This window comes from Streptomyces sp. GMY02 (assembly GCF_019056675.1).
GTDB lineage: Bacteria > Actinomycetota > Actinomycetes > Streptomycetales > Streptomycetaceae > Streptomyces > Streptomyces odonnellii.
Genome location: NZ_CP077658.1, coordinates 3,798,167 through 3,820,532 on the forward strand (window position 1 = coordinate 3,798,167; position 22,366 = coordinate 3,820,532).

At 70.3% G+C, this 22,366-nt stretch carries 19 protein-coding genes and 1 pseudogene; 6 read left to right on the top strand and 14 right to left on the bottom strand.

Annotation, left to right across the window (positions count from 1 at the left end; all coding sequences use genetic code 11):
- Positions 1-473 precede the first annotated feature (473 nt).
- The 4 genes from KQY30_RS15935 to KQY30_RS15950 form a co-directional block, all read right to left on the bottom strand.
- Positions 474-2,423 carry an ABC transporter ATP-binding protein gene (locus tag KQY30_RS15935; protein ID WP_217307391.1) on the bottom strand — a complete coding sequence of 650 codons (1,950 nt, stop codon included), beginning with the start codon at positions 2,421-2,423 and terminating at the stop codon, positions 474-476.
- 50 nt (positions 2,424-2,473) lie between these two features.
- A complete protein-coding gene (locus tag KQY30_RS15940) occupies positions 2,474-3,574 on the bottom strand; it encodes a hypothetical protein (RefSeq protein ID WP_217307392.1) in 1,101 nt (366 codons plus the stop codon).
- A 6-nt stretch (positions 3,575-3,580) separates the two neighbouring features.
- Positions 3,581-4,642, bottom strand: a complete 1,062-nt coding sequence (locus KQY30_RS15945; protein WP_217307393.1) for a DUF1611 domain-containing protein — start codon at positions 4,640-4,642, stop codon at positions 3,581-3,583.
- A gap of 537 nt (positions 4,643-5,179) precedes the next feature.
- The gene (locus KQY30_RS15950; RefSeq protein ID WP_217307394.1) at positions 5,180-6,733 is read right to left on the bottom strand and encodes a metallophosphoesterase family protein; all 1,554 of its coding nucleotides are present in this window, start codon (positions 6,731-6,733) and stop codon (positions 5,180-5,182) included.
- 318 nt (positions 6,734-7,051) lie between these two features.
- On the opposite strand from KQY30_RS15950, the pseudogene KQY30_RS15955 reads away from it, so the two are divergent.
- Both KQY30_RS15955 and KQY30_RS15960 read left to right on the top strand, forming a co-directional pair.
- Positions 7,052-7,264: pseudogene (locus KQY30_RS15955) on the top strand (SDR family NAD(P)-dependent oxidoreductase); the annotation flags it as partial.
- Between the two features lie 200 nt (positions 7,265-7,464).
- On the top strand, positions 7,465-8,232 hold the full coding sequence (locus tag KQY30_RS15960) for an SDR family NAD(P)-dependent oxidoreductase (RefSeq protein ID WP_217307395.1): 768 nt from the start codon (positions 7,465-7,467) through the stop codon (positions 8,230-8,232).
- 117 nt (positions 8,233-8,349) lie between these two features.
- Here KQY30_RS15960 and KQY30_RS15965 read toward each other — a convergent pair whose 3' ends face one another.
- From KQY30_RS15965 to KQY30_RS15975, 3 genes are read right to left on the bottom strand one after another with little or no spacing between them, the layout of a single operon-like run.
- Positions 8,350-8,946, bottom strand: coding sequence for a flavoprotein (locus KQY30_RS15965; RefSeq protein WP_217307396.1), 597 nt, complete (start codon positions 8,944-8,946; stop codon positions 8,350-8,352).
- On the bottom strand, positions 8,943-9,800 hold the full coding sequence (locus KQY30_RS15970; RefSeq protein WP_217307397.1) for a L,D-transpeptidase: 858 nt from the start codon (positions 9,798-9,800) through the stop codon (positions 8,943-8,945). Before KQY30_RS15970 ends, KQY30_RS15965 begins: the two co-directional genes overlap by 4 nt.
- Positions 9,790-10,305, bottom strand: coding sequence for a SigE family RNA polymerase sigma factor (locus KQY30_RS15975; RefSeq protein ID WP_217307398.1), 516 nt, complete (start codon positions 10,303-10,305; stop codon positions 9,790-9,792). The genes KQY30_RS15970 and KQY30_RS15975 overlap by 11 nt, the downstream gene beginning before the upstream one ends.
- 118 nt (positions 10,306-10,423) lie before the next feature.
- Between KQY30_RS15975 and KQY30_RS15980 the strand changes: the two genes are divergently transcribed.
- Together KQY30_RS15980 and KQY30_RS15985 are read left to right on the top strand one after the other, a co-directional pair.
- Positions 10,424-11,491 carry a L,D-transpeptidase gene (locus tag KQY30_RS15980; RefSeq protein ID WP_217307399.1) on the top strand — a complete coding sequence of 356 codons (1,068 nt, stop codon included), beginning with the start codon at positions 10,424-10,426 and terminating at the stop codon, positions 11,489-11,491.
- A gap of 100 nt (positions 11,492-11,591) precedes the next feature.
- Positions 11,592-11,852 (top strand): hypothetical protein, encoded by a 261-nt coding sequence (locus tag KQY30_RS15985; protein ID WP_217307400.1) that lies wholly within the window; start codon positions 11,592-11,594, stop codon positions 11,850-11,852.
- Positions 11,853-12,001: 149 nt separating this feature from the next.
- Here KQY30_RS15985 and KQY30_RS15990 read toward each other — a convergent pair whose 3' ends face one another.
- From KQY30_RS15990 to KQY30_RS16000, 3 genes are all read right to left on the bottom strand, one after another.
- Positions 12,002-12,301, bottom strand: coding sequence for a metalloregulator ArsR/SmtB family transcription factor (locus KQY30_RS15990; RefSeq protein ID WP_217307401.1), 300 nt, complete (start codon positions 12,299-12,301; stop codon positions 12,002-12,004).
- Between the two features lie 335 nt (positions 12,302-12,636).
- Entirely contained in the window at positions 12,637-12,894 is a 258-nt protein-coding gene (locus KQY30_RS15995) for a twin-arginine translocase TatA/TatE family subunit (RefSeq protein WP_217307402.1), read from the bottom strand.
- Positions 12,895-13,058: 164 nt separating this feature from the next.
- Positions 13,059-13,760, bottom strand: a complete 702-nt coding sequence (locus KQY30_RS16000; protein WP_217307403.1) for a hemerythrin domain-containing protein — start codon at positions 13,758-13,760, stop codon at positions 13,059-13,061.
- A gap of 308 nt (positions 13,761-14,068) precedes the next feature.
- On the opposite strand from KQY30_RS16000, the gene KQY30_RS16005 reads away from it, so the two are divergent.
- The gene (locus KQY30_RS16005; protein ID WP_217311090.1) at positions 14,069-15,910 is read left to right on the top strand and encodes a prolyl oligopeptidase family serine peptidase; all 1,842 of its coding nucleotides are present in this window, start codon (positions 14,069-14,071) and stop codon (positions 15,908-15,910) included.
- A 450-nt stretch (positions 15,911-16,360) separates the two neighbouring features.
- Entirely contained in the window at positions 16,361-17,113 is a 753-nt protein-coding gene (locus KQY30_RS16010; RefSeq protein WP_217307404.1) for an SURF1 family protein, read from the top strand.
- A 129-nt stretch (positions 17,114-17,242) separates the two neighbouring features.
- On the opposite strand, the gene KQY30_RS16015 is transcribed toward KQY30_RS16010, so the two are convergent.
- From KQY30_RS16015 to KQY30_RS16030, 4 genes are all read right to left on the bottom strand, one after another.
- Complete coding sequence (locus KQY30_RS16015; RefSeq protein WP_254407154.1) at positions 17,243-18,889, bottom strand: DUF4232 domain-containing protein; 1,647 nt, start codon at positions 18,887-18,889, stop codon at positions 17,243-17,245.
- On the bottom strand, positions 18,886-19,548 hold the full coding sequence (locus KQY30_RS16020) for a SigE family RNA polymerase sigma factor (RefSeq protein ID WP_217307405.1): 663 nt from the start codon (positions 19,546-19,548) through the stop codon (positions 18,886-18,888). The genes KQY30_RS16015 and KQY30_RS16020 overlap by 4 nt, the downstream gene beginning before the upstream one ends.
- A gap of 415 nt (positions 19,549-19,963) precedes the next feature.
- Positions 19,964-21,040: an aspartate-semialdehyde dehydrogenase gene (locus KQY30_RS16025; RefSeq protein WP_217307406.1), complete on the bottom strand. Its 1,077-nt coding sequence runs from the start codon at positions 21,038-21,040 to the stop codon at positions 19,964-19,966.
- A gap of 49 nt (positions 21,041-21,089) precedes the next feature.
- Positions 21,090-22,361 carry an aspartate kinase gene (locus KQY30_RS16030; RefSeq protein ID WP_046500945.1) on the bottom strand — a complete coding sequence of 424 codons (1,272 nt, stop codon included), beginning with the start codon at positions 22,359-22,361 and terminating at the stop codon, positions 21,090-21,092.
- Positions 22,362-22,366 lie beyond the last annotated feature (5 nt).

Consider the following 22,366-nt stretch of genomic DNA (forward strand, 5'->3'; position numbering starts at 1 on the left):
GCAAGATTGGTCCTTGCACCGTGTGAGCGTGGTTCGTGCCTGCCGCGGAGCGTTAAGTCAGCTGCGCATGGCTCAGCGGAAGGTCGAACTGCTCGCCGCAGGGCCTCGGTGGACACGGCGGGAAGGCCGGACTCAGCGGCCGCTGGCTGAGGTCCCACTGGGAGCCATTTGGGAGCCGATCCGCTCCCCAAGTTCCTCCGAGACCACCCGACACCACCCCGCCCCAACGCCCTGACCAGGCAAAACAGCAAACCGGCCGGTGTCGATCCCGACCGACCCTCGTTCGGGACGAAGAGGTCGTGGGTTCAAATCCCGCCACCCCGACAGTCGAAACACCAGGTCAAGGGCCTGATCCGCATCGCGGGTCGGGCCCCTGAGTGGTTCCCGGGGGCGTCCTGAGCCGTTCGAGCTGAGGCCCCCGGCGGCGCGCCCCGCGTACCTCTTGTTGGACGGCGTCGGCGGCTTCGGCCCCGTCAGGCCGTCCGTCGGGTTGCACGTGCAGACTCGCGTCGGGCCGGCGTCGGCGTCGGCGTCGGGCTGTGCCATATGCGCCGGGTGCCGTCGTGGAGGTGGATGGTGCGGGTGGCTAGGCGGGTGAGGGCCGGGCGGTGGGTGGTCATGATCGCTGTGCGGCTCTCGACCAGGCGGCCGAGCGCGCGGACGACGAGTTCTTCGGCGGCGTTGTCCAGTCCCGTGGTGGGTTCGTCGAGCAGTACAACGGGGGCGTCGGCAAGCAGGGCGCGGGCGATGCCGACGCGTTGGCGCTGGCCGCCGGAGAGTCCGGCGCCCCGGTCCGCGAGCCGGGTGCCCAGGCCGTCGGGCAGGCGTTCGGTGAACTCGGTGACCAGGGCTGCCTCCGCCGCCCGGGCGACCTCGTGCGGCCCGGCGTCGGGTCGGGCGTAGCGGATGTTGTCGGCGATGGTGCCGGAGAACAGGAACGTGTCCTGCAGCACGACTGCGATCTGGCGGTGCAGCCAGATGGCGGGGATGTCGGTGAGGGGAAGCCCGTCGAGGAGCAGGTGGCCGCGGGTGGGCGGGTAGAGCCCGGCGATGAGGGAGAGCACGGTGGATTTGCCGGAGCCGTTCGGTCCGAGCAGCGCGATGTGTTCGCCGGGGTGGACGGTGAGGTCGAAGTGGTTCAGGACGGGACCGCGGCCGTAGTCGAGGGTGATGTCGTGCAGGTCGATGCGGCCGGTGGCGCGGTCGGGCAGGCGCCGACGCGATGTCGGGGGCGGCGGTGGCTGGTCGAGGATGGCGGCGACGCGTTCCGCTGAGGCCGCGCCCTGGGGGAAGGTGATCGAAAGGCGGGACATCGATCGCATGGGCTTGATCATGTCTTTGAGGTAGCTGGTCACCACGACCAGCAGACCGACGGTCCACCAGTGGTTCACGACACCGAGGCCGCCCGTCCACAGCAGTGCCGCGGTGGCCACCGCGGCGGCGGCTTCGAGCAGTGGAGTGAATCGGGCCCGCAGTTCGACGCTGCGCAGGCCGGCGTCGAGGGTGCTGCTGTTGCTGCTGGCGAAATGCGCGTCGTGCAGATCCTGGCGGCCGAAGGCGTGAATGGTACGGATGCCTTGAAGTGATTCGGTGACGAACGCGGCGAGGTGTCCTTCGGCGGCGCGCTGCCGCCGTTCCGTCTGGCGGGTCAACCGGGTGTAGCGGGCTGCCGTGATGAGTATCAGCGGGGCGCCCCCGATCGCGATCAACCCCAGGCGCCAGTCGACGGAGAGGATGACGATGGCGTAACCGGTGAGGGCCAGCAGTCCGGGCAGAAGTGTGGAGAACAGGTCGACCAGAGCGTCCTGGATCCGGCTGGTGTCGATCGCGACACGGCTCGTCAGTTCCCCGGCGGCCTGCCGGTCGTGGTAGCTCATGGGTAGCCGTTGCATGTGGGCGAAGACGTCCGTGCGGATCTCCGCGGTGATGCGCTCTCCGGCGCTGTTCATCACACGGTCACCGAGGTAGTCGAACGCCCCCGAGGCGAGAGTGATCAGCAGCAGTGCGACGGCGGCCACGCTGAGCATGGCCAGCGGGGAATCGCCCACGATGCCCGTGAGCCAGACCAGTGGGCCGCTGGTCCGGCCCTTGAGTACGTTGTCGATGACCAGCGCCAGCGGCCAGGGTGCCGCCAGGTCGGCGATCAGCTCTCCGATGCGCAGCAGCACGCCGAGCACGAGCGTGCCCAGGTGCGGGCGGCCATAGGAACGGAATCGCCATAGGTGTCGCAGCATTCCCGCGTCGTCACGCCGGTCCTTCGTCCCCGCATCGTCACGGCAGCCCTCCATCCCCGTATCGACACAGCGGCCCTTCGTCCCCGCGTCGTCACAGCGGCCCTTCATCCCCGTATCGACACGGCAGCCCTCCATCCCCGTATCGACACAGCGGCCCTTCGTCCCCGCGTCGTCACAGCGGCCCTTCATCCCCGCATCGTCACAACGGCCCCTCATTCCCGTATCCGCACTGCGGCCCCTCATCTGCCCACCTCCCCGCTCAGGTCCGCGCGGGCGGCCTCCTTGAGGGCCGCGTTGCTCGCGCCCGGGCGTATGCCGTGCTCGGCCATGGCGGTCAGCACCACCGGCGCGAGTCCGGGGTCGGCACGCGTGATCGCGGACAGCAGCCGTGAGAATTGGCCGCGCTCGTTCAAGGCGTCCTTGGTCGGCTCGGTCACCCCGGCGGTATCGGCCCCGGCCGACTCCATGCCGCGCAGCAGCGCCGTATCGAAGCGCGCCGCGTCGGCACCCGTGGCGACGACCCGCTCACGGGCGGACCAGCATGCCGATGCCCACACGGTGCCGTCGGCGTGCGGGTCCTGGTCCGGCCCGCCCCAGAAGTGCGCCATCGTCCACCGGGGTTGCAGTTTGCGGCGCCGCGGGTCCCACTCGGCGATGGCACCGCGGTGCCAGCCGTAGATGTCCGGGGTGCCCAGCAGGATGGCCGTGAGGAAATCGGCTGTGCCCTCGTCCAGGGCGATTTTCCGGTTGGACTGCTGGGCCGGAGGACGCAGCCGGTTGAGCCGGAAGTCCGCGGTGTGCCGGCACAGATGATGACCGACCTCGTGACAGATGATCGCGACGTTGTGTGAGGGGGCGTGGAAATACCGGCTGCCGTCCGGTGTTGGGACGAATCCGGCGCCGCCCCCGAGATGAACCTCGCCCGCACAGCTCAGAGCGGCGGGCTCGTCCGTGAGTGACGGCCTGGGGAGCCGGTAATGCCCTCCGTGCCAGCGGCGGGGCTGGTTGTGCATCCCGATTCTGACCACCAGGTGAGGGAGAGGGTGGCCGAGCAGGGCTGAAGCGAACCGCAGGGCACGCTGGACGTGGAAGGCCGTGTTGGTCACGCCGAATGCTCGGGCCTGCCGGTCCGCGGCGGCGTCAGCCAGGGGGCCGCCACCGCCGGCGGGGTCGAACATCAGCGTGGAGCCGTCGAACAGCAGCCCGCCGCGCTCGTCACGGATCGTGGCCTCGGGCAGCACCAGTTCGGCCGGCCGCAGCTCAAGGACGTCCAGGGCGGCTTCGCGCAACTGCCCGGGCCGGGAACGCCCGTCAGGTATGTAGACGATCGCCGGGATCACGGGGCATCATCCCCAGGCAGCAGCAGCGTCGGCGAAGGGTTCCGTCGTGGCGACGGGCTGCCGGTCCGGTGCGCGCACCAGGTCCACAGCCGCGCCGTTCGCCAACTGTGGCGGGGACACGACCGGCAGGCCCGTGGCCGCGCGTGCTTCCTGGGAGGCAAGGGGGCTGGCGGTGACGAGGCCGCTCACCACGCGGACCGGAACGCCCATTCCCCGCAGGATCGTCACCCCGGCCACCGCGTCCAGCGCGTTGGCCGCCGCCAGTACGACACTGTCGGCGAATCCGGGCAGGCACTCGGCCAGCGCCCGTGTCTCGGACTGCAGCAGCCCGTCGGCTATCTCCAGGACGACCGCGTCCGCACCGTCGTCGACCAGGGCATCGCGAATGGCGACCATCGTGGTCCGCAGCCGCTCGACCGGATAGCCGAATGTGGAGGACATGCCGAAGTCGAGGAATTCGGCTACCGCGCGGGCGCCCGCGTCGATGTACGTCCAGCGGTCCTTGCCGCTGCCGGAACCGGTGACCTTGCCCGCACCGGCAGCCAGTCCGGCTCGCGTCCAGCCGCACACCATGGCCGATGCCGTTGTGGTCTTGCCCGCGTTCATCGACGAGCCGAGTACGACCAGAGTGCCCCACTCCGGCGCCGTGTGCGGCGACGGCGTCCGCGCGTAGTGTTCCAGCGACAGCGGCATCCCGGACCGGTCGTTCAGCGTGCCGATCACCTTCAACTCGGTCGGCGGCAGCCGTCGCGTATGCGCCGAGGCGACCGTTCCCACAAGGCCGCCCGCCGTGAGCAGATGAACGTTGGGTCCGGTCGGCAGGTAGCCCTCGTAGAAGTCCGTGGCATACCGGTTGCCGTACGCACCCACCACGATGTCGCCCGAGTAGAGACGGACGCGCCGACCATGGACATCCTCCAGATGGTCGAGCTCGCCCAGGTGGGCCACGGTGGCTACCACAAGATCCCCGAGCTGCGGTTCGCGCACCGATCCACCGGGCGCGGTCGCGTCCCGGTCGTGGATACGGCGCGTCACATAGCCCCACTTGGCCCCGGCAAAGTCTCTCATCACAGATCCCTCACGGTGCGGTTCGGGCCCGTGCCGGCGCCCGAACTAGTGGTCGTCCATTCGATCGCTCCCACCCATGTTCCGTGCTCCCGCGATCGATCGCATTGTGGTGGTCGGTCCTGGCGGTGGCCGGTGAGGCGAAGATCCAGGGCCGGGGCGGGAGTCGGCAGGTCCCAAAATTCTTGGCGGGTACGGTGATCGAGGTGCTGCCGCGGGCCTACCGGGGAGAGCTACGAGTTCGAGCAGACTCCGGCCGGGACTCAATTCGTGTACGACACACCGATGCAGGCCCGTGTATGGCACACCCAGGCGTTCTTGAACGGATCGGCGCTCCTGAAGGCCATGCACACCGTGGGTTCACATCCCGTCACCCCGACGGCCGAAACATCGGGTCAGGGCCGGTCTTCCGATCCAATCCGATCCGATCCGATCGACCGTTCGGGAAGGCCGGCGGCCCTCAAGCGTTCCCGGAGTGGCTTCGGGAGGGTTGGGGCGAGCGGTCTTCGGTGAGGAGGAGGGTGGCGACCGCGTCGGAAGTCAACCGGTCGCCGACCCGGCGGACCTGACCGGCGCCCCTGATGCCGGCCCCCGCGCCGGTCCCGGCACCGCTCCCCTGGCGGCCAGGGCGGTGGCCGTAACGTCCCGCGTTGGTACGGCTGGACGGTTGCGGACGCCGGACAGGTCGTGCGCGGTCACGCTGTTGCGGTCGTGGACGCTGCGGCCGAGGGCGAACTGCGGCCAGATCCCGGCGGCCTGGCGGCGGCTGCGTTCGCTCCACTCCCTGGCCGGCCCGCTCCTGGTTTTGTAGTAGTTCAGCGCATAACCGCCGGAATGGACCCTCAGCAGGCAGAACCCGCCGGGATACTCCTTCACCGCGCTGACCTCCTGCAGTGTCACGCCGGGCGCCCGCGGGACGATGGTCCGCTTGTTGCGGTGGGTGTGGCCCGCGTGGTGCAGGAAGACGCCGGGCGCCGAGGCGTAACCGTCCAGGATCGACCGGGCCTGGCGTCTGTTCAGGCGCTGGCCGCTGGTCACCGGGAACGGCGAGTGCGGTACGGCCAGCGGATGGTGCCCGAACACCACCGTGGGCTGGTCCTTGTGCTGCCTCAGGCCGGCCCGGAACCAGGACAGTTGTTCTCCCGAGAGCCCACCGGCATCGCCGCCGTTACCCGGCTTGTCGTAGGTGTCCAGGCCGACGACGCGCAGACCGTGCAGGTCGCGGGAGAAGTACGTGGGCCCGTCGCCCTCGAAGAAGCCGTCGCGGAAGGAGTCGTACGCCTTGGGGCGGTCGTGGTTTCCGCGGGCGACGAAGTAGTCCTGGCCGTAGTTGCCGAAGCCGTCGAGGATCTCCTTCGCCCTGCGCAGGTCCGCCGCCCCGCCCTCGGCGGAGATGTCCCCCGCGGCCAGCAGATAGTCCGCCCCGCACCGAGCCGCGTCCTCCACCAGGGCCCGGCTCATCACCTCCGGGTACGGCGCGAGCCCCGGGCGCTGCGCGAGGCCGCGCAGCAGCGGGATGCCGGCGATCCGCCCGGCGGTGGTCTCCCCGAGGTGGAGGTCGTTGCACAGCGCGATCGAGAACAGGTAACGCCCGGGCGGCGGCTGGGGCGTGGTGAAGGAGTACGGTCCCGCTGAGCCGAGCCCGTACGAAGAGGTGCCCACCGCGTTGCCCGAGACGAGGTGCAGAGGGGTGGGCGTGGCCGCCCTGCCCCGGGAGCGCGCACGGTAGTAATACGTCTGGCCCGGCTCAAGGCCGGTCAGTTCCACATAGTGGTACGCGCTGGGGCCGTCCCCCACCGCAATGCGGTCCAGCCGGGCGGGATGCGTACCGTAGACGACCTCGCCCTCGGTGACGGCGGGAAGCATACGGCCGAGGCCGTCGTCAGTCCCGGGGACACCGGTGTACCAGGTGACAACGGCCCGGTCTTCGGTCAGCGTGACCAACTCAAGGTTGACGGCCGACACCGCGTCGCGGCCGCGGGAACGGCCGCACCTGGTATCGCGGCGGGAGTCGAGGGCGGCCACGCGCGAGGCGGAGGCGATGACCGCGGCCCAGTGGAGGAGTTCCTGCCGGGTGGAGCGACAGCAGCGCATGTGGGGGCAGTGCCCGCGGGCCATGAACGCCCGAGAAGCTTCCGTGGGCACCATCACATATGCGAAGTGACATCTCCCTCCGCCCACCGCCCGCCCGCCACTTGTCGCCGGTACGACGCCGAGACGTCCGAGCCCCGCGGTTGCCGGCATCGGCCGTGCGGGTGCGGCTTTCGGTCTGTCGGTTGGTTGTCGGCGGGGTGTCGGTGGGGGCTGGGAGCGTGTGTGCGCGGGGGCGGGGGCAGGGGCGTACGCGTCGTTTGGCGTCGGAGCCCTCCGCCGCTCCCGCCTTGGCGAGCCCAAACCAAGGAGCCCCAAACGTCCGTGGCCGCTCTCGGGCTGGACCGGCTCGATGCCGTCGTCCACAACGCCGGTGTCGCGCTGGACCATCCGCCGCGTCACGAGACCACGGACGGCCACGAGCTGATGTTCGCGACCAACCACCTCGGGCACTTCGCCCTGACCGGATGGCTGGCCCCTCTGCTCGCCGCTGCACCGGCGGGCAGAATCGTCACCACCGGCAGCGTTGCGGCCAAGACCGCGGCTCGTCTCCGGACCGCGAGCCGCGCTCTGACCGGCATCGATCCGACCGGTGCCGACGTGCCCCGTGTCGACTGGTTCGGATTCCTCAAAATGCCCCCGGCGGTCGCTAAGTTTGCCGTAACCGAAATGGTTCCCTTCGAAATCCCAAAGGGAAATCTCGGAAAGCTCGGAAATCTCAAAGGATTGGCGCGATGGGACAACTCGACAGCAAAGTGGCTCTCGTGACCGGCGGAACGACCGGGATCGGCCGTGGGATCGCGGAGCGGCTGGCCGCCGAGGGGGCGACGGTATACGTGACCGGGCGGCGGAAGTCCGAGCTGGACGAGGCCGTGGAGATCATCAACGGGCGGGCGACCGGTGAGCGGGCCATCGGTGTGCAGAGCGATGTGTCGAATCTGGTCGACCTCGACCAGTTGTACGAAATGATCGGGACCCGCAGCGGACGGCTGGACGTCCTTGTCGCCAACGCCGGCGGCGGCACCTTCGCGCGGCTCGGGGAGATCACCGAGGAGCACTACGACCGTACCTTCGACGTCAACGTCAAAGGGCTCCTCTTCACCACCCAGAAGGCACTCCCGCTGCTCCCCGACGGCGCCTCGATCATCGTCCTCTCCTCGATCAACGCCTCACTCGGCCTTGAGAACCTGAGCGTCTACAGCGCCACCAAGGCCGCCATCCGCAACCTCGCCCGCACCTGGGCCGCCGAACTCGCCGGGCGCGGCATCCGCGTCAACGCCATCAGCCCCGGCCCCATCGACACACCCGGGATCCTCAGGATGGCCGGTGGCGATCCGCAGGCCGAGAAGGATTTCAAGGACAGCATTACGGCGCGGATTCCGCTCGGCCGGATGGGCCGGACGGACGAGGTGGCCGCCGCGGCCCTGTTCCTCGCCTCCGACGAGAGTTCGTTCACCACCGGAGCCGAACTGTTCGTCGACGGCGGCTTCGCACAGGTCTGACGGCGGCTTCGCGCAGGTCCGACCGCAGCACAGGGTTGATCGAGACGCAGGGCTGATCGAGGCGCGGGGCTGATCGCGCCATCACCGGGCTTCCGTGTCGTCACGGGGCTAGCCCCGTCACACCCTTGGCGCGAGCAGGTCCAGCGCCTCGTCCCAGCGGAAGCCCTCCGCGGCGTCGGCGCCGCCGTCGGGCTCGTGTGGGGTGTGCGTACCGATCAGGACGTTCATCTCGCGCAGCCGGTCCAGGCTCTGCCGGTACGCCGGGTGGGCGGCCTGGGCCGCGTTCAGAAAGGGCAGTACGGCGGTGGGGATGCCCATTCCGTACGCCTCGCACAGGATGCCGACGGCCAGGGTGTCGGAGATGCCCGCCGCCCACTTGTTGATCGTGTTGAACGTCGCCGGGGCCACCGCTATCGCGTCCGGCGGCGGGAGGGGGCGCGGCTCGCCCGGGGTGCGCCAGGCCGAGCGGATCGGATAACCGGTTCGGGCGATGATCGCATCGGTGTCGATGAACCTCAGGGCATGCGGTGTGGCGATCACGCCCACATCCCAGTGCCGCTCCTGAGCCGCGGCGATCAGGGTGGTGACGTCCGCGGCGATCCCGGCCGCGCAGACGACGACATACAGAAACGGGTTCTTGCGCTCATCACCTGGCCGGTCAGTCGGCTGATCCGACTGACCGTCAATCGGCTGATCCTGGAACTGATCCGTCATTGCCCACTCCCCGTCATTGCCCGCTCCCCGTCACTGCCCGCTCCCCCCGCGGAGTCGCGGCCCCCTGGAGTCGCGGCCCCCTCGACCGCGAGGATGTCGCCCGGCCGGAGCCGCTCGTACAGCCACTCGGCGTCGGACGAGCGCAGACCGATCCAGCCGTGGGTGGTGTCCTGCCGGCCGACCGCGCTCTCGTTGTAGGTCATGGCGACGATGTAATTCGTACGGTTGTCGGGGGTGCGCAGTTCGATGACCCACGGCAGCCTGACCTCGTACTCGCCCCCCAGGACCGCGCCCGCGCCCATGCCCTCGGTGGGCATGAGCTTGGTGGGGTACTTGGCGGTGACGGTCATCCGGCCGGTGGGCGTGGGGGCCTTGAGCGCGCCCGAGGAGATGGGCAGTTCGCGGCCCTCGACGGTCAGCAGCCGACGCGAGAGATCGGCCGTGCCCGCGGGGGGTGCCGGAGCGCTGTGGCTCGCCGCCGGGGTGGTTGTCCGCCCGGCGGTGCCGCCCTGACCGACACCGAGGCCGACAGTCAGGGCCACGACAACGGCTCCGGCGGCGACAGCTCCACCCGCCAGTGCCGCGCCGCGTCTCCGGCCGCGTCGTACGGCCGCACGGCGCCTGATCTCCGCACCCGGAAGGCGTGGCGGACTCTCGTGCGACTGGGCCAGTTCGCGCAGCGCGTCGGTGAGTTGGGCACGGGAGCGCGCGTCGGCTCCCGCTCCCGCTCCGGTTTCCGCTCCCGCGCTGCGGGCGGTGAGACCGGCGGGGCCGGTGAGGCGGGTGCGGTCGGTGAGGCGGGTGCGGTCAGTGGGATCAGTCAGGTCGGCGGGGTCGGTGAGGTCATCGGACACGGCCGTCCTCCTTCTCACCCTGCTCATCGGCGTCGCCCACGGAGAGATGCCGGGCGAGCGCCGCCCGGCCGCGCGCCAGACGGGCCTTGACGGTTCCGACAGGGGCGCCGGTTTCGGAGGCTACCTGCTCCACGCTCAGGTCGCACAGATGGTGCAGGACGACCGCCGTCCGCTGGGCCTCAGGCAACTGCCGCAGCGCCGCGACCAGTGCCGTGCGCTCGGGGTCCGGGCCGGGGGTGTGTTCGGGCGCGTGGGTACGGCGTACCAGCTCCAGCCAGCGGCGCGTCCGGCGCCACCGGCTCACCGCGAGCCGCATGGCCACCGTACGGATCCAGGCCTCGGGAGCCTCGTCGGCCAGGAAGCTCTGCCGCCGGTCCCAGGCCCGTACGAATGCCTCCTGGACGACATCCTGCGCTTCGCCGTGGTCCCCGGTCAGGGCGTACAACTGGCCCGTCAGCCGAGGGAACGCGGACGCGTAGAAGGCGTCGAACTCGTCCTCGGTCATGCCCCCGTCGGCCCCCTCCCCGTACCGACCGCACCGAACTTCTTGGTTTCTTGTGCAACCCGTTCGGCTCCGTGGTGCGTACAGGTCGCGTACATCGAAACACAAGAGGGGGAATCACATGATCTCGGGAGTCAGGACCGGTCGTCCGGCCCGTAGCGCAGGTCGTCCGGCCCGTGTCCGGAGCGCGGCGGCCGTCTGCGCGGCAGCAGCCGCAGTCACGCTCGCGCTCGCGGGCTGTTCGGCCCAGGCGGGCACGAGCGGTACGGGCGGCACGGACGGTACGAGCAGCACGGACGGTACGAGCGGCAGCGCCAGTGGCACAAACGGGAAAGCCGGTCAGAAGCAGCCCGCCGCCGCGGACCCCGCCGCCCGGCGCGCGAACACCCAGGCTCAGCCCACGCCTTCAGCGACGCCCTCAGCGACTCCGGAGCCCGCGGCGCTCAAGAACGTACGGATCAATGTCACCGACGGACAGACCGTGGGCGTCGGCATGCCCATATCGCTCACATTCGACCATCCGGTCCCGGCCGCCGAACGGGCGGCCGTGGAGCGGCTGTTGACGGTCTCGACCTCGACGGGCGTCACCGGCTCCTGGAGCTGGATCAAGGACCGCAATCTGCTGGACGGACAGCGGATCGACTACCGGCCGCGGCAGTTCTGGGCACCTGGCACGAAAGTGACGGTACGGGCCGGCTCCGGTGTCACCCGTAACTTCGCGGTTGGCCGCTCGTTGGTCGCCACCGTCGATGTACGCACCCACACGATGACCGTCGTCAAGGACGGCACCACCCGGCAGGTCCCGATCACCGCGGGCGCCCCGGGCATGGACACCTGGAACGGCACCATGGTCGTCTCCGACAAGCAGCGCCGGGTGCTGATGGACTCCCGCACGGTCGGCTACGGGGACGCGTACAAGGGCTACTACTCGTACGCCGTCCACCTCACCACCTCCGGCACCTATCTGCACCAGAACCCCAAGGCGGACACCTACGCGGGCCGGCAAAACGTCACGCACGGCTGTGTCGGCCTCGCGACGGACGGCACGGCCAGGCGCTTCTACGAGGAGGTCATCCCGGGGGACGTGGTACGGGTGACCGGTTCGACGGAGACGGTGGCGGCGGGCAACGGTTACGGGGACTGGAACCTCGATTGGGAGGAGTGGCGGGCGGGCAGCGCACTACGCTGAGTCCGGCCGCGGTCACGACGTGATGCGTATCCGTGCGGGGATCGGTATTCATATACGTCAAAAGTTGCGCACGCATTAAAGTGTCTCTATGGGCATGCGCATGAGCGGTCACGATCACAGCAGAACAAAGAGCAGGTCGGAGCGCGGAACGGAGTGGGAGACCGCGGTCCTCGACGGAGGGCCGGCGGACGGGGTACGGATGCGGGTCACCGACCGGCCCGCGGTGGTGCAGGTGACGTACCCCTGCGAGGTGGAGGGGCCGGCGGGCGGAGCGCAGGTGGAGGCGCTGTACGTGTACCGGCGCGATCCGCGCGTACAGGAGCAGCCACTGCGGTACGGGTTCGACCAGGCGAGCCCCTGAGGGGTACGGGAACGGGGTCCGGGGGTGATGTACGGGCTTGAGGCCGGGGGCCGGGGCCGAGGGCCGAATCGGGCAGGCCGCGCTTCCAGCAGGCTGCGGGATCCGGGGGCCGGTCCCCGGCCCGGTCTCGCTCCCGCCCCGGCTCCCGCTCAGGCAGGGCGGGCCGGCGGGCGCGTGGCACGGTCGGTCAACTGCCCCAGCATCAGCCGGACCACGGTCACGACCTCGGGGTCGTCGACGAAGTACACCTGTCTGCGCCCCTCGCGGCGCGACCGTACGAGCCCGGCCAGCTTCAGCTTGGTCAGATGCTGGCTCACGGCCGGGAGCGCGCCGCCCACCCGCTCGGCGAGTCCGGTGACATCGCTCTCGCCCTGGGCCAGCGCCCAGACGATACGCAGCCGTGCGGACGACGCCAGCAGCCCGAACGCGGCGGCGGCCTCGGCGAACACCTCCGCGGGAGGGTCTCCTGAGCCGGAGCGCGGAGAGTTGGGGCCCTCGGAGCCGGAGCCGGACCGCGGGGAGTTGGGGCCCTCGGAGCCGAACCGTCCGGAATCGGGGTCTCCGGAGCCGGGCCGCCCGAAGCCGGTGCCTCCGGAATCAGGGCCTCCGGAACTGAGGCGCCCGAAACCAGGGCGCCCTGAGTCGGGAATCGCGGAGCCACCGACGTCTGCCGCCACGACCGCTCTCCCGTCCCGCACGGTCCTTCGACCCGACTTGCCCGAACCTGCCCGAACCAGAACCCGACGGCTCAGTCTAGGCACGGGGAGCCAGTCGCCCCACGGGCTCACGGACGCACAGGAGGATCGTTCCGCTCGACGATCGTGCCGGTCACCACACGGCCGCCGGACGCGGTGGTCTCCGTATCCGTCCTCGTCCCCGCACCCGCATCCTCGCCCTCCTTCTCCTTCTTCAGCGCCTTCGTCTCGCTCTTGAGGATCCGCGCGGCCTTTCCTGCCGAACGGGCCAGCTCAGGAAGCTTCTTGGCGCCGAGCAGCACCACAACGACGATGAGGATCAGGGCAAGTTCACTCAAGCCGAACATCGGATCTGCTCTCTCCCGGGGACGGACGGGACCGGTGGGTGGCCGGTACGGGACCGATGCGGGCGCATCGGTATCTACAGGTCTGTAGAAGTATCCCGTACCGTACGACCGGCCAACAAGCCCGCGCCTACACCCACGCCCACACCCAACAGGCCCACCATGAACTACGCGGGGACTCCGAGCGCCCTCTTGGAGGAGCGGTAGCGCGTCATCAGAACCGGGCGGATCCAGCGCATCGGCGCGGGGAAGTTGCTCACCAGGGGCGCGTAACCGGGGACTGCCTGGGGATCCTCCATCAACCCGAACACCAGGTGCGGACCCGTATGCGGCGCTCCACCGATGATCGCCTTGCGCAATCGGGTCAGCTCGGCTTCGGGCACCTGCGGCATCAGGTCCTGCAGAACCGCTTCCTCTTGGTCGAAGTGCCTGTTCAGAACGGCCTGGACCCGCTGCGCCGACGGCAGCCCCAGGAGCGCCGCCTGGCCCACGACCACCAGGGCCGCGTCCGGCTCGCCCGTCACATGCTGGGCGGCGAGCGTGTCGACCGTCCTGGCGAGCGTCTGCAGTTCGGCGTCCAGCGCTTCATGCGCGACGGCCAGTTCGTCGATTCGCAGGGCCTCCAGCGGAACGAGATCACGCAGGGCCGGCCAGAAGAGTACGTCCTCGCTCGCGTGATGCCGGCGGATGGACGCGATCAGCCAGCGAGCGGTGTTGACGAGCACCTTGACGTCGACGGGCTCACCGCCGGCGAGACGCCCGAATGATTCGGATACGAGGGCGGTGCCCCGGCGCAGGATCGTGTGAACGGCGAGGAGTTCGTCGTACAGGCACGACCGATCGGCACAGAGCCTGGGTGGAGCAGCCATCGTCTTTCCTGTCCCATATGGGGAAGCAACGCAATGGATCATCACATCACACTTACTTGAAATGACTACCCATACAATGTAAAAATTGTATACATAAGGTCTCATTTCTCCTCTACCCAGGGGGGATCGCCCCACACTTCGGCGTCATGGATGCGTCAGTAACGCGTTAATGGGACGTCAATGGGCGACCCGTCGCGACAGGCGTCGAGCCGGACTCCGCGCGGGAGTTGTCCACAGGCTGAGGGGGACTCCGACTGGATGTCAGGGATCCGGCGCAGAATGGGGGCATGAATCAGATCGCCGGTTCGATGCCGGAGTGGGAGAAGCGCTTCCGGGCGCCGCGGGTTTCGCTGCCCGACTGGGCGGAGGACGCGCCGGACCGAGCGCTGTTCGTGTCCAATGCGACGGGCACGTATGAGCTGTACGCGTGGGATCGCGCGACCGGCGCGCAGCGTCAGGTCACGGACCGGCCGAACGGGACGACGGACGGGGTGCTGTCGCTCGACGGTGAGTGGATCTGGTGGTTCTCGGACACGGACGGGGACGAGTTCGGGGTCTGGATGCGCCAGCCGTTCATCCCCCGGCAGGAGAGTGCGGCCGCCGGCGAGGGCGGCCGGGACGGAGCGGGGGGTGCGGAGCCGGAAAGGGGCGGGATCTCCTCGCTCGACGAACCGGCCGCGCCGGGGCTCGGTCCTTCCTATCCGGCCGGGCTCGCGCTCGGCCGGGACGGCACGGCGGTCGTCGGGCGGTCGACCGACGAGGACGGCTCGACGCTCCATGTCGTACGGCCCGGGGCCGAGCCCGTCGAGATCTACCGGCACCGGGAGTCAGCCGGGGTGGGTGATCTGTCGTACGACGGGACGCTGCTCGCGATCGAGCACACCGAGCACGGGGACGCGATGCACTCGGCACTGCGGGTGCTGCGGCTGGACGGCTCGGTGGTGGCGGATCTGGACGACACCGAGGGGGGTACGCGCGAGCTGGGGCTCGAAGTGCTCGGCTTCGCACCGGTGGACGGGGACAGCCGGCTGCTCGTCGGCCATCAGCGCAGGGGCCGCTGGGAGCCGATCGTCTGGGATCCGCTGACCGGCGAGGAGACCGATCTGGCGATCGAGCTGCCCGGGGACATCAGCGCCGAGTGGTATCCGGACGGCTCGGAGCTGCTGATCGTGCACAGCTTCGAGGGCCGCAGCGAGCTGTGGCGGTACGACTTCGCCAAGAGCGCGCTGATCCAGGTGGAGACCCCGCCGGGGACGGTGTCGGGGGCGACGGCCAGGCCGGACCGGAGCGTGGAGTATCTCTGGTCGTCCGCGGCCCTGCCCCCGCGGGTACGGTCCACGGCGGGCGGGGTCGTGCTGGACCCGCCGGGGATGGCGGCACCCGCCTCGGTGCCGGTGGAGGACGCCTGGGTCGAGGGGCCCGGCGGCAGGATCCACGCGCTGGTGCAGCGGCCCGCGGGTGAGGGTCCGTTCGCGACGGTCTTCGAGATCCACGGCGGTCCGACCTGGCACGACAGCGACGCGTTCGCCGCTGGACCTGCCGCCTGGGTCGACCACGGCTTCGCGGTCGTACGGGTCAACTACCGCGGATCCACGGGATACGGGCGGGAGTGGACGGACGCGCTCAAGCACCGGATCGGGCTGATCGAGCTGGAGGACATCGAGGCGGTCCGGGAGTGGGCGGTCGAATCCGGTCTGGCCGACCCGGAGAAGCTCGTCTTGGCGGGCGGTTCCTGGGGCGGCTATCTGACCCTGCTGGGGCTCGGCACCCAGCCGGACGCCTGGACGGTGGGGCTGGCCGCGGTGCCGGTCGCCGACTATGTGACGGCGTACCACGACGAGATGGAGGCGCTCAAGGCGATGGACCGCACGCTGCTGGGCGGCACCCCGGAGGAGGTCCCGGACCGCTGGAACGCGTCGTCCCCGCTGACCTATGTCGACGCGGTCCGCGCGCCGGTCTACATCTCGGCGGGCGTGAACGACCCGCGCTGCCCGATCCGCCAGGTGGAGAACTACGTGGACCGCCTCGCGGCCCGCGGCGCGGTGCACGAGGTGTACCGGTATGACGCGGGCCATGGCTCGCTGGTGGTGGAGGAGAGGATCAAGCAGGTCAGATTGGAGCTGGACTTCGCGACTAGACATCTGAAGTAGACGGGGCGCCCCGGCCGGGGCGCGGGGGTGCGGGAGCCGGGGTTCGGACGGTCGAGCCCTGGGCTCGACAGGCACCGGCTTCCGGGCCAGGCCTCGCGGCCCTCGGCTCCCGGACCTCGGCTCCCGGGCTCGGGCTTCCGGGCACGGTCGAGGTGGCCGGTGCCCGGACCCGGCAGTCGCGGCCGGGTGACCGGGGTTCGGGCACGGGTCCGGTGGCCCGGACTAGGCGGCCGGGTCCGGGTGGTCGGGCGCGGGCACCGGGCGAGGTGGCTGGCGCCCTGGTCCGGCGGTCGCGCCGGGGTGGCCAGGGTTGGGGCACGGGTTCCGGTGGCCCGGACGAGGTTGTCGGGTCCGGACGGTCGGGGTTTGCGGGGGCGGACCCGGAAGCACGGACCCCGGCAGCTCGGACCCGGGGGCGTGTGGTGGGATGCGGGTCCGTACCTTGGAGGGGTGTACCGGTTTCTGGTGACTCCGCGCTGGTGGGGAATCAATGCGTTCGTCGTGCTGGCGATCCCCTTCTGCATCTTCATGGGGACCTGGCAGCTCGGCCGGTTCGAGGACCGCGTCGCCACCCACGAGGCGGCCCAGGAGCGGCCGGATCCCGGGGAGCGGGCCGCGGTGGCGCTGCGGACGCTGCTGCCCGTCGATCAGGAGACATCCGGCCGGCTGGCCACGGCGACCGGGCGGTATGGGGAGCAGTTCCTGGTGCCGGACCGGGAGCTGGACGGCAGGAACGGCTCGTACGTCCTGACCATGCTGCGCACCGACGACGGCGAGGCGTTGCCCGTGGTGCGCGGGTGGCTGGCCGAAGGCAGGAAGGCACCCGCGCCGCCGGGCGGCGAGGTCCGGGTGACCGGGGCGCTCCAGGCCTCCGAGTCCGCCGGATCCGACGGAGTGCGGGCGGGCGGGGGGTTGCCGCCGGGGCAGCTCGCCATGATCAGCGCGGCCTCGCTGGTCAACGTCGTGCCGTACGAGGTGTACGACGCGTGGATCACCGTCAGCCGCGCGTCGGACGGACTGCTGCCGGTGCCCGCGACCGCGCCGCAGAACACGGGGCTGGATCTCAAGGCGTTCCAGAACCTCGGATACACCGGTGAGTGGTTTGTCTTCGCGGGCTTTGTGCTGTTCATGTGGTTCCGGCTGTTCCGGCGCGACGCGGAGGCGGTCAAGGACCGGGCGCTGGGTCTGGAGACCGCGGCATAACGAGCGCAGGAGCGCAGCCGTCGCGAGCACCACCGAGACCCGACACCTCCGGGGCTCGCGACGTCCGAGCCAGGGGCGTCCGGGCCCGGGGCGGCCCCGCGCGACCGGTGCGCGCCGACCGCCGCGCCGTTACTGCGCGTTGAGGACGCCCGTACGGTAGATCGTGCCCGCGCAGGCGTTGGGGATGGTCGTCTGGGCGACCGGGGCTCCAGGCTCCGGGGTGTGCAGGACGGAGACGCTGCCGTCCATGGTGCCGCCTTCGGAGAGGAGCTGGGACTCGGTGTTCGTACCCGTGCCGGTTCCCGCGTCCGTACCGGTGCCGCCGCCCGTGCCACCCGTCGTGCCCGCGCCCGCCGAGGTGTCGCCGCCCGAAGGTGACGGGTCGGGAGAGGCACCGGTGGTGGGACAGGTCTCGGCCGGCACCCAGGCGAACTTCACCTCGTAGGCGCTGTTCGGCGCCAGCAGCACCGTCGTTGTCTCCTGGGACGGGTCGGGCAGCCCGGTCGCCGCGTCGCCCGCGGCGTGCGCGACCACGTTGATCTTGCTCGGGTCGGCCGCGCCCCCGGTCTGGAACGCTACCGAGCCGCTGCCGGTGACCGCGCAGTCGGTGCCGGAGACATTGGTGACGCGGAAGGTGCCGTACACCGTGCCCCCGGAGTCGGGCGCGCCGGCTTCGGCGGCCGTGACCCCGAGCTGGTCGGCGGAGCAGGCGGGCGAGGACGAGGAGTGGGTGTCACCGGGGTTGGCCTTGTCGCCGGAACCGCCCTCGGTGGTGCCGCCCGAGGCGGGGTTCTCGGGCTTGTCGACCTTGTCCGGGGTTTCCTTGGCGGGAGACACCTTGTCGGAGGGCTGGTCGGAGTCCTTCCAGCCGCCGCCGGAGTCCTTGCTCGCGTTCGTGCCGCCCTGGGCCTGTTCACCGTGGCCGGCGTTGATGGAGTGGTCGTCGGCGGTGCCGGCGGAGTTGGCGACATGGACGAAGGCCGGGACGGCCGTGCCGAACAGCAGCGCCGCGGCGGCCATGCCGACAACGGCCTGGCGCTTCCTGGCGCGCCGGGCCGGTACGGCCTTGCGCAGATGGTCGAGGGCGCCCTCGGAGGGTCGCAGGTCGTCGACGGCGCTGTGGAGCAGGCGGCGCAGGGCCAGTTCGTCGGCTTCGGAACCCCCGGAACCCTCGGAGCCACCGGAACCGGCGAGGCCGTCAGAGCCCTGGACGCTGTCGAGGCCGCCGAGGCGGTTCAACCCGCCGAGGCCGCTGAGTCCGGAGAGACCGGTACTCGGGCCACCGGACCGGTCCGCGCCGAGACCATCGCTCGGACCGGCACCCCGCTCGCCACTCCGGTCGCTGCTCAAGCCGGCGTCCCGCTCGCCGCTCTGCTCGCCCTTCAGGTCACCGGCGTCTTCGCCGGCGTCACCGCCCGGCTCGCGGCTACCCGTAGCCCCGGTGCTCGTACCAGCGGCCGTGCCCGTACCAGCGGCCTCGCGGCCGTCGGCCGCACCGCCGCCGGCCTCGGAACCGCCGACACCGCTCGTACCGCCAGCAGCGCCGACGTCACGCATACTGCCCGCGCCACTCGTACCGCCGGCGTCTTCGCGGTCGCTCCCGCGGCCGTCGCCGCTCTCACCACTGCTGCCGGCACCCGAATGCCCGAGGCCGCTCAGCTCGTTATCCGGCCCGTTGTTCACAATTCCGTTCCCAGTCAGGTCGTTCAACGGCGCGTCCGGCCCGATCGGCTCATGCTCATGGCCGAAGCCGTGCCGGTCCTTCCGCCCACTCATGCCGTGGCCTCCATGGCGACGCGCAGCGCCTTGATCCCGCGCGAGCCGTACGCCTTCACCGAGCCCAGGGATATGCCCAGGGTCTCGGCGACCTGCGCCTCGGTCATGTCCGCGAAGTACCGCAGAACCAGCACCTCGCGCTGCCGCCGCTGCAACCCGCGCATCGCCTTGATCAGCGCGTCCCGCTCAAGCTGGTCGTACGCCCCCTCCTCCGCGCTCGCCATGTCCGGCATCGGCTTGGAGAGCAGCTTCAGACCGAGGATGCGACGGCGAAGCGCGGACCGCGAGAGATTCACCACGGTCTGGCGCAGATACGCCAGCGTCTTCTCCGGCTCCCGTACGCGGTTGCGCGCCGAGTGCACCCGGATGAAGGCCTCCTGGACGACATCCTCGCAGGACGCGGTGTCGTCCAGCAGCAGCGCGGCAAGTCCGAGCAGCGACCGGTAGTGGGCGCGATAGGTCTCGGTGAGGTGATCGACGGTGGTACCCGCTGCCATCGTGCCGTCAGCGTCCTGGCGCTGGGACGGCAGCCCGGCCGGGCGCGCGGCGGGCATGGGGGCGATCACCGGCATACCGCCGGGCGTACGGGGCCGCCGGAGCGGCCGTACCGCCGCGCCGCGCACCGGGGCGATCGCTGTGATGTCGAGAACCTCTGCCACGCCTGTTGGACACGCTTCCCCCCGTCAGGGTTGTACGCGCACGTCACCCCACTTGACGCTGCACCAAATGCCACCATGCGTACCCGATCTCCCCCTATGCCCCAATTTCTCGCAGCACCGCGAAGGGGCGACCGCAGAGACGCTTCCCGGCCGGTCGGCGGTTGCAGCGCACGCGCAAAAAGTCGGACGGGCATCGTCGAACAAGACAGCGTCCCCGCTCAAGCAGCCCGAACAGATCCGTCTGACCAGGCGCTTGACCACAGGACGTTCACAGATCGTACAAAGTTTTAGGGTTCAACGGCTTCTTGTTTTCGTCGACTTTTGAGCCACACCTGAGGTTACGACCGGTTAAGGCGGTGGGTCGCTCCGGGGGTGGAGGCGTTTACGGGTGCGTGGCGCGAGTCACAGGCACGGATTACGAGCGCGACAGCTCCCGCGCGATGCCTTCGGCGATCTGAGCCGTGTTCAGGGCGGCGCCCTTGCGGAGGTTGTCGCCGCAGACGAACAGTTCCAGCGCCCTGGGGTCGTCCAGCGACCTCCGTACGCGCCCCACCCAGGTCGGGTCGGTCCCCACCACATCCGCCGGGGTCGGGAAGTCGCCCGCGCCCGGGTTGTCGAACAGCACCACGCCCGGCGAGGTCGCCAGGATCTCGTGTGCCCGGGCGACCGTGATCTCCTGCTCGAAGCGGGCGTGCACGGCGAGGGAGTGCGCGGTGATCACCGGGACATGGACACAGGTCGCGGTCACCCGCAGTCCGGGCAGATCCAGGATCTTCCTGGTCTCGTCACGTATCGCCAGTTCGTCGGAGGACCAGCCGCCCGCCTCGGGCACGCCGGACCAGGGGACGACATTGAGCGCGAGCGGCGCGGGGAAGGGGCCGGTGGTGTCGCCCACGGCGCGGCGCACATCGCCGGGGTGCGTGCCCAGTTCCGTACCGGCCACGACGGAGAGCTGCTCGCGCAGGGCGCTGATGCCGTCCTGGCCCGCGGCGCTCACCGCCTGGTACGAGGAGACCACCAGCTCACGGATCCCGAACTCGGCGTGCAGCGCGCCCACCGCGACGATCATCGACAGCGTCGTACAGGCGGGGCTCGCGACGATGCCGCGGGGGCGGGACCGTACGGCGTGGGGGTTCAGCTCCGGTACGACCAGGGGCACATCGGGGTCGAGCCGGAAGGCGGCCGAACTGTCCACGACGACCGCGCCCTTGGCGGCGGCGACGGGTGCCCAGCGGGCGGACACCTCGTCCGGTACGAGGAACAGAGCGACGTCGACGCCGTCGAGCGCCTCCTCGGAGAGCCCGACGACCTTGGTCGCCTCACCGCGGACGAAGAGCTCACGGCCCTCCGAACGCGGGGAGGCGATCAGACGGATGTCGCCCCAGACGTCGGCGTGCTGCGACAGGATCTGGAGCATGACGGCGCCGACGGCCCCGGTCGCACCCACGACCGCGAGCGCCGGCCGCCCGTTCATCGCGCGGCGCTCCGCCATGGGGTCCCCGCGGGGACGTTTCCGTACGGGTGCTCGCCGCGCGGGGGGTTCATCGGCCGGTGCCTCCGTAGACCACGGCCTCGTCCGAGTCGCTGTCGAGGCCGAAGGCGGTGTGCACGGCCCGGACGGCCTCGGTCACGTCGTCCGCGCGGGTCACCACGGAGATACGGATCTCGGAGGTCGAGATCAGCTCGATGTTCACGCCCGCGTCCGACAGCGCCTCGAAGAAACCGGCCGTGACGCCCGGGTTGGTCTTCATACCGGCGCCGACGAGCGAGATCTTGGCGATCTGGTCGTCGTACCGCAGCGACTCGAAGCCGATCGTCGACTTCGTCTTCTCCAGCGCGTCGATCGCCTTGCGGCCCTCGGTCTTCGGCAGCGTGAAGGAGATGTCGGTCAGACCGGTCGCCGCGGCGGAGACGTTCTGGACGACCATGTCGATATTGATCTCGTTGTCCGCGATCGCGCGGAAGATCGTCGCCGCCTCGCCGGGCTTGTCGGGGACGCCGACGACCGTGATCTTCGCCTCGGAGGTGTCATGGGCGACACCGGAGATGATGGCCTGCTCCACCGTGCGGTCCCCTTGTGGCTCGTTGCTGACCCATGTGCCCTGGAGCCCCGAGAACGAGGAACGGACATGGATCGGGATGTTGTAACGGCGTGCGTACTCGACGCACCGGTGCAGCAGCACCTTGGAGCCGGAGCTGGCCAGCTCCAGCATGTCCTCGAAGGAGATCCACTCGATCTTCCGGGCCTTCGTGACGACCCGGGGGTCGGCGGTGAAGACACCGTCCACATCGGTGTAGATCTCACACACCCCGGCGTCCAGCGCTGCGGCGAGCGCCACGGCCGTGGTGTCGGAACCGCCGCGCCCCAGGGTGGTGATGTCCTTCTTGTCCTGGGACACGCCCTGGAACCCGGCGACGATGGCGATGTTGCCCTCGTCGAGCGCCGTACGGATCCGGCCCGGCGTGACATCGATGATGCGCGCTTTGTTGTGGACCGAGTCGGTGATGACGCCGGCCTGGCTGCCGGTGAACGACTGGGCCTCGTGGCCCAGGTTTTTGATCGCCATCGCCAGCAGGGCCATGGAGATCCGCTCTCCGGCGGTCAGCAGCATGTCGAACTCACGCCCGGCAGGGATCGGGGACACCTGCCCTGCGAGATCGATCAACTCGTCCGTCGTGTCGCCCATCGCCGATACCACGACGACCACTTGATGGCCGTCCTTCTTGGCATCGACGATGCGCTTGGCGACCCGCTTGATGCCCTCGGCATCGGCTACGGAGGAGCCTCCGTACTTCTGCACGACAAGGCCCACGTGCG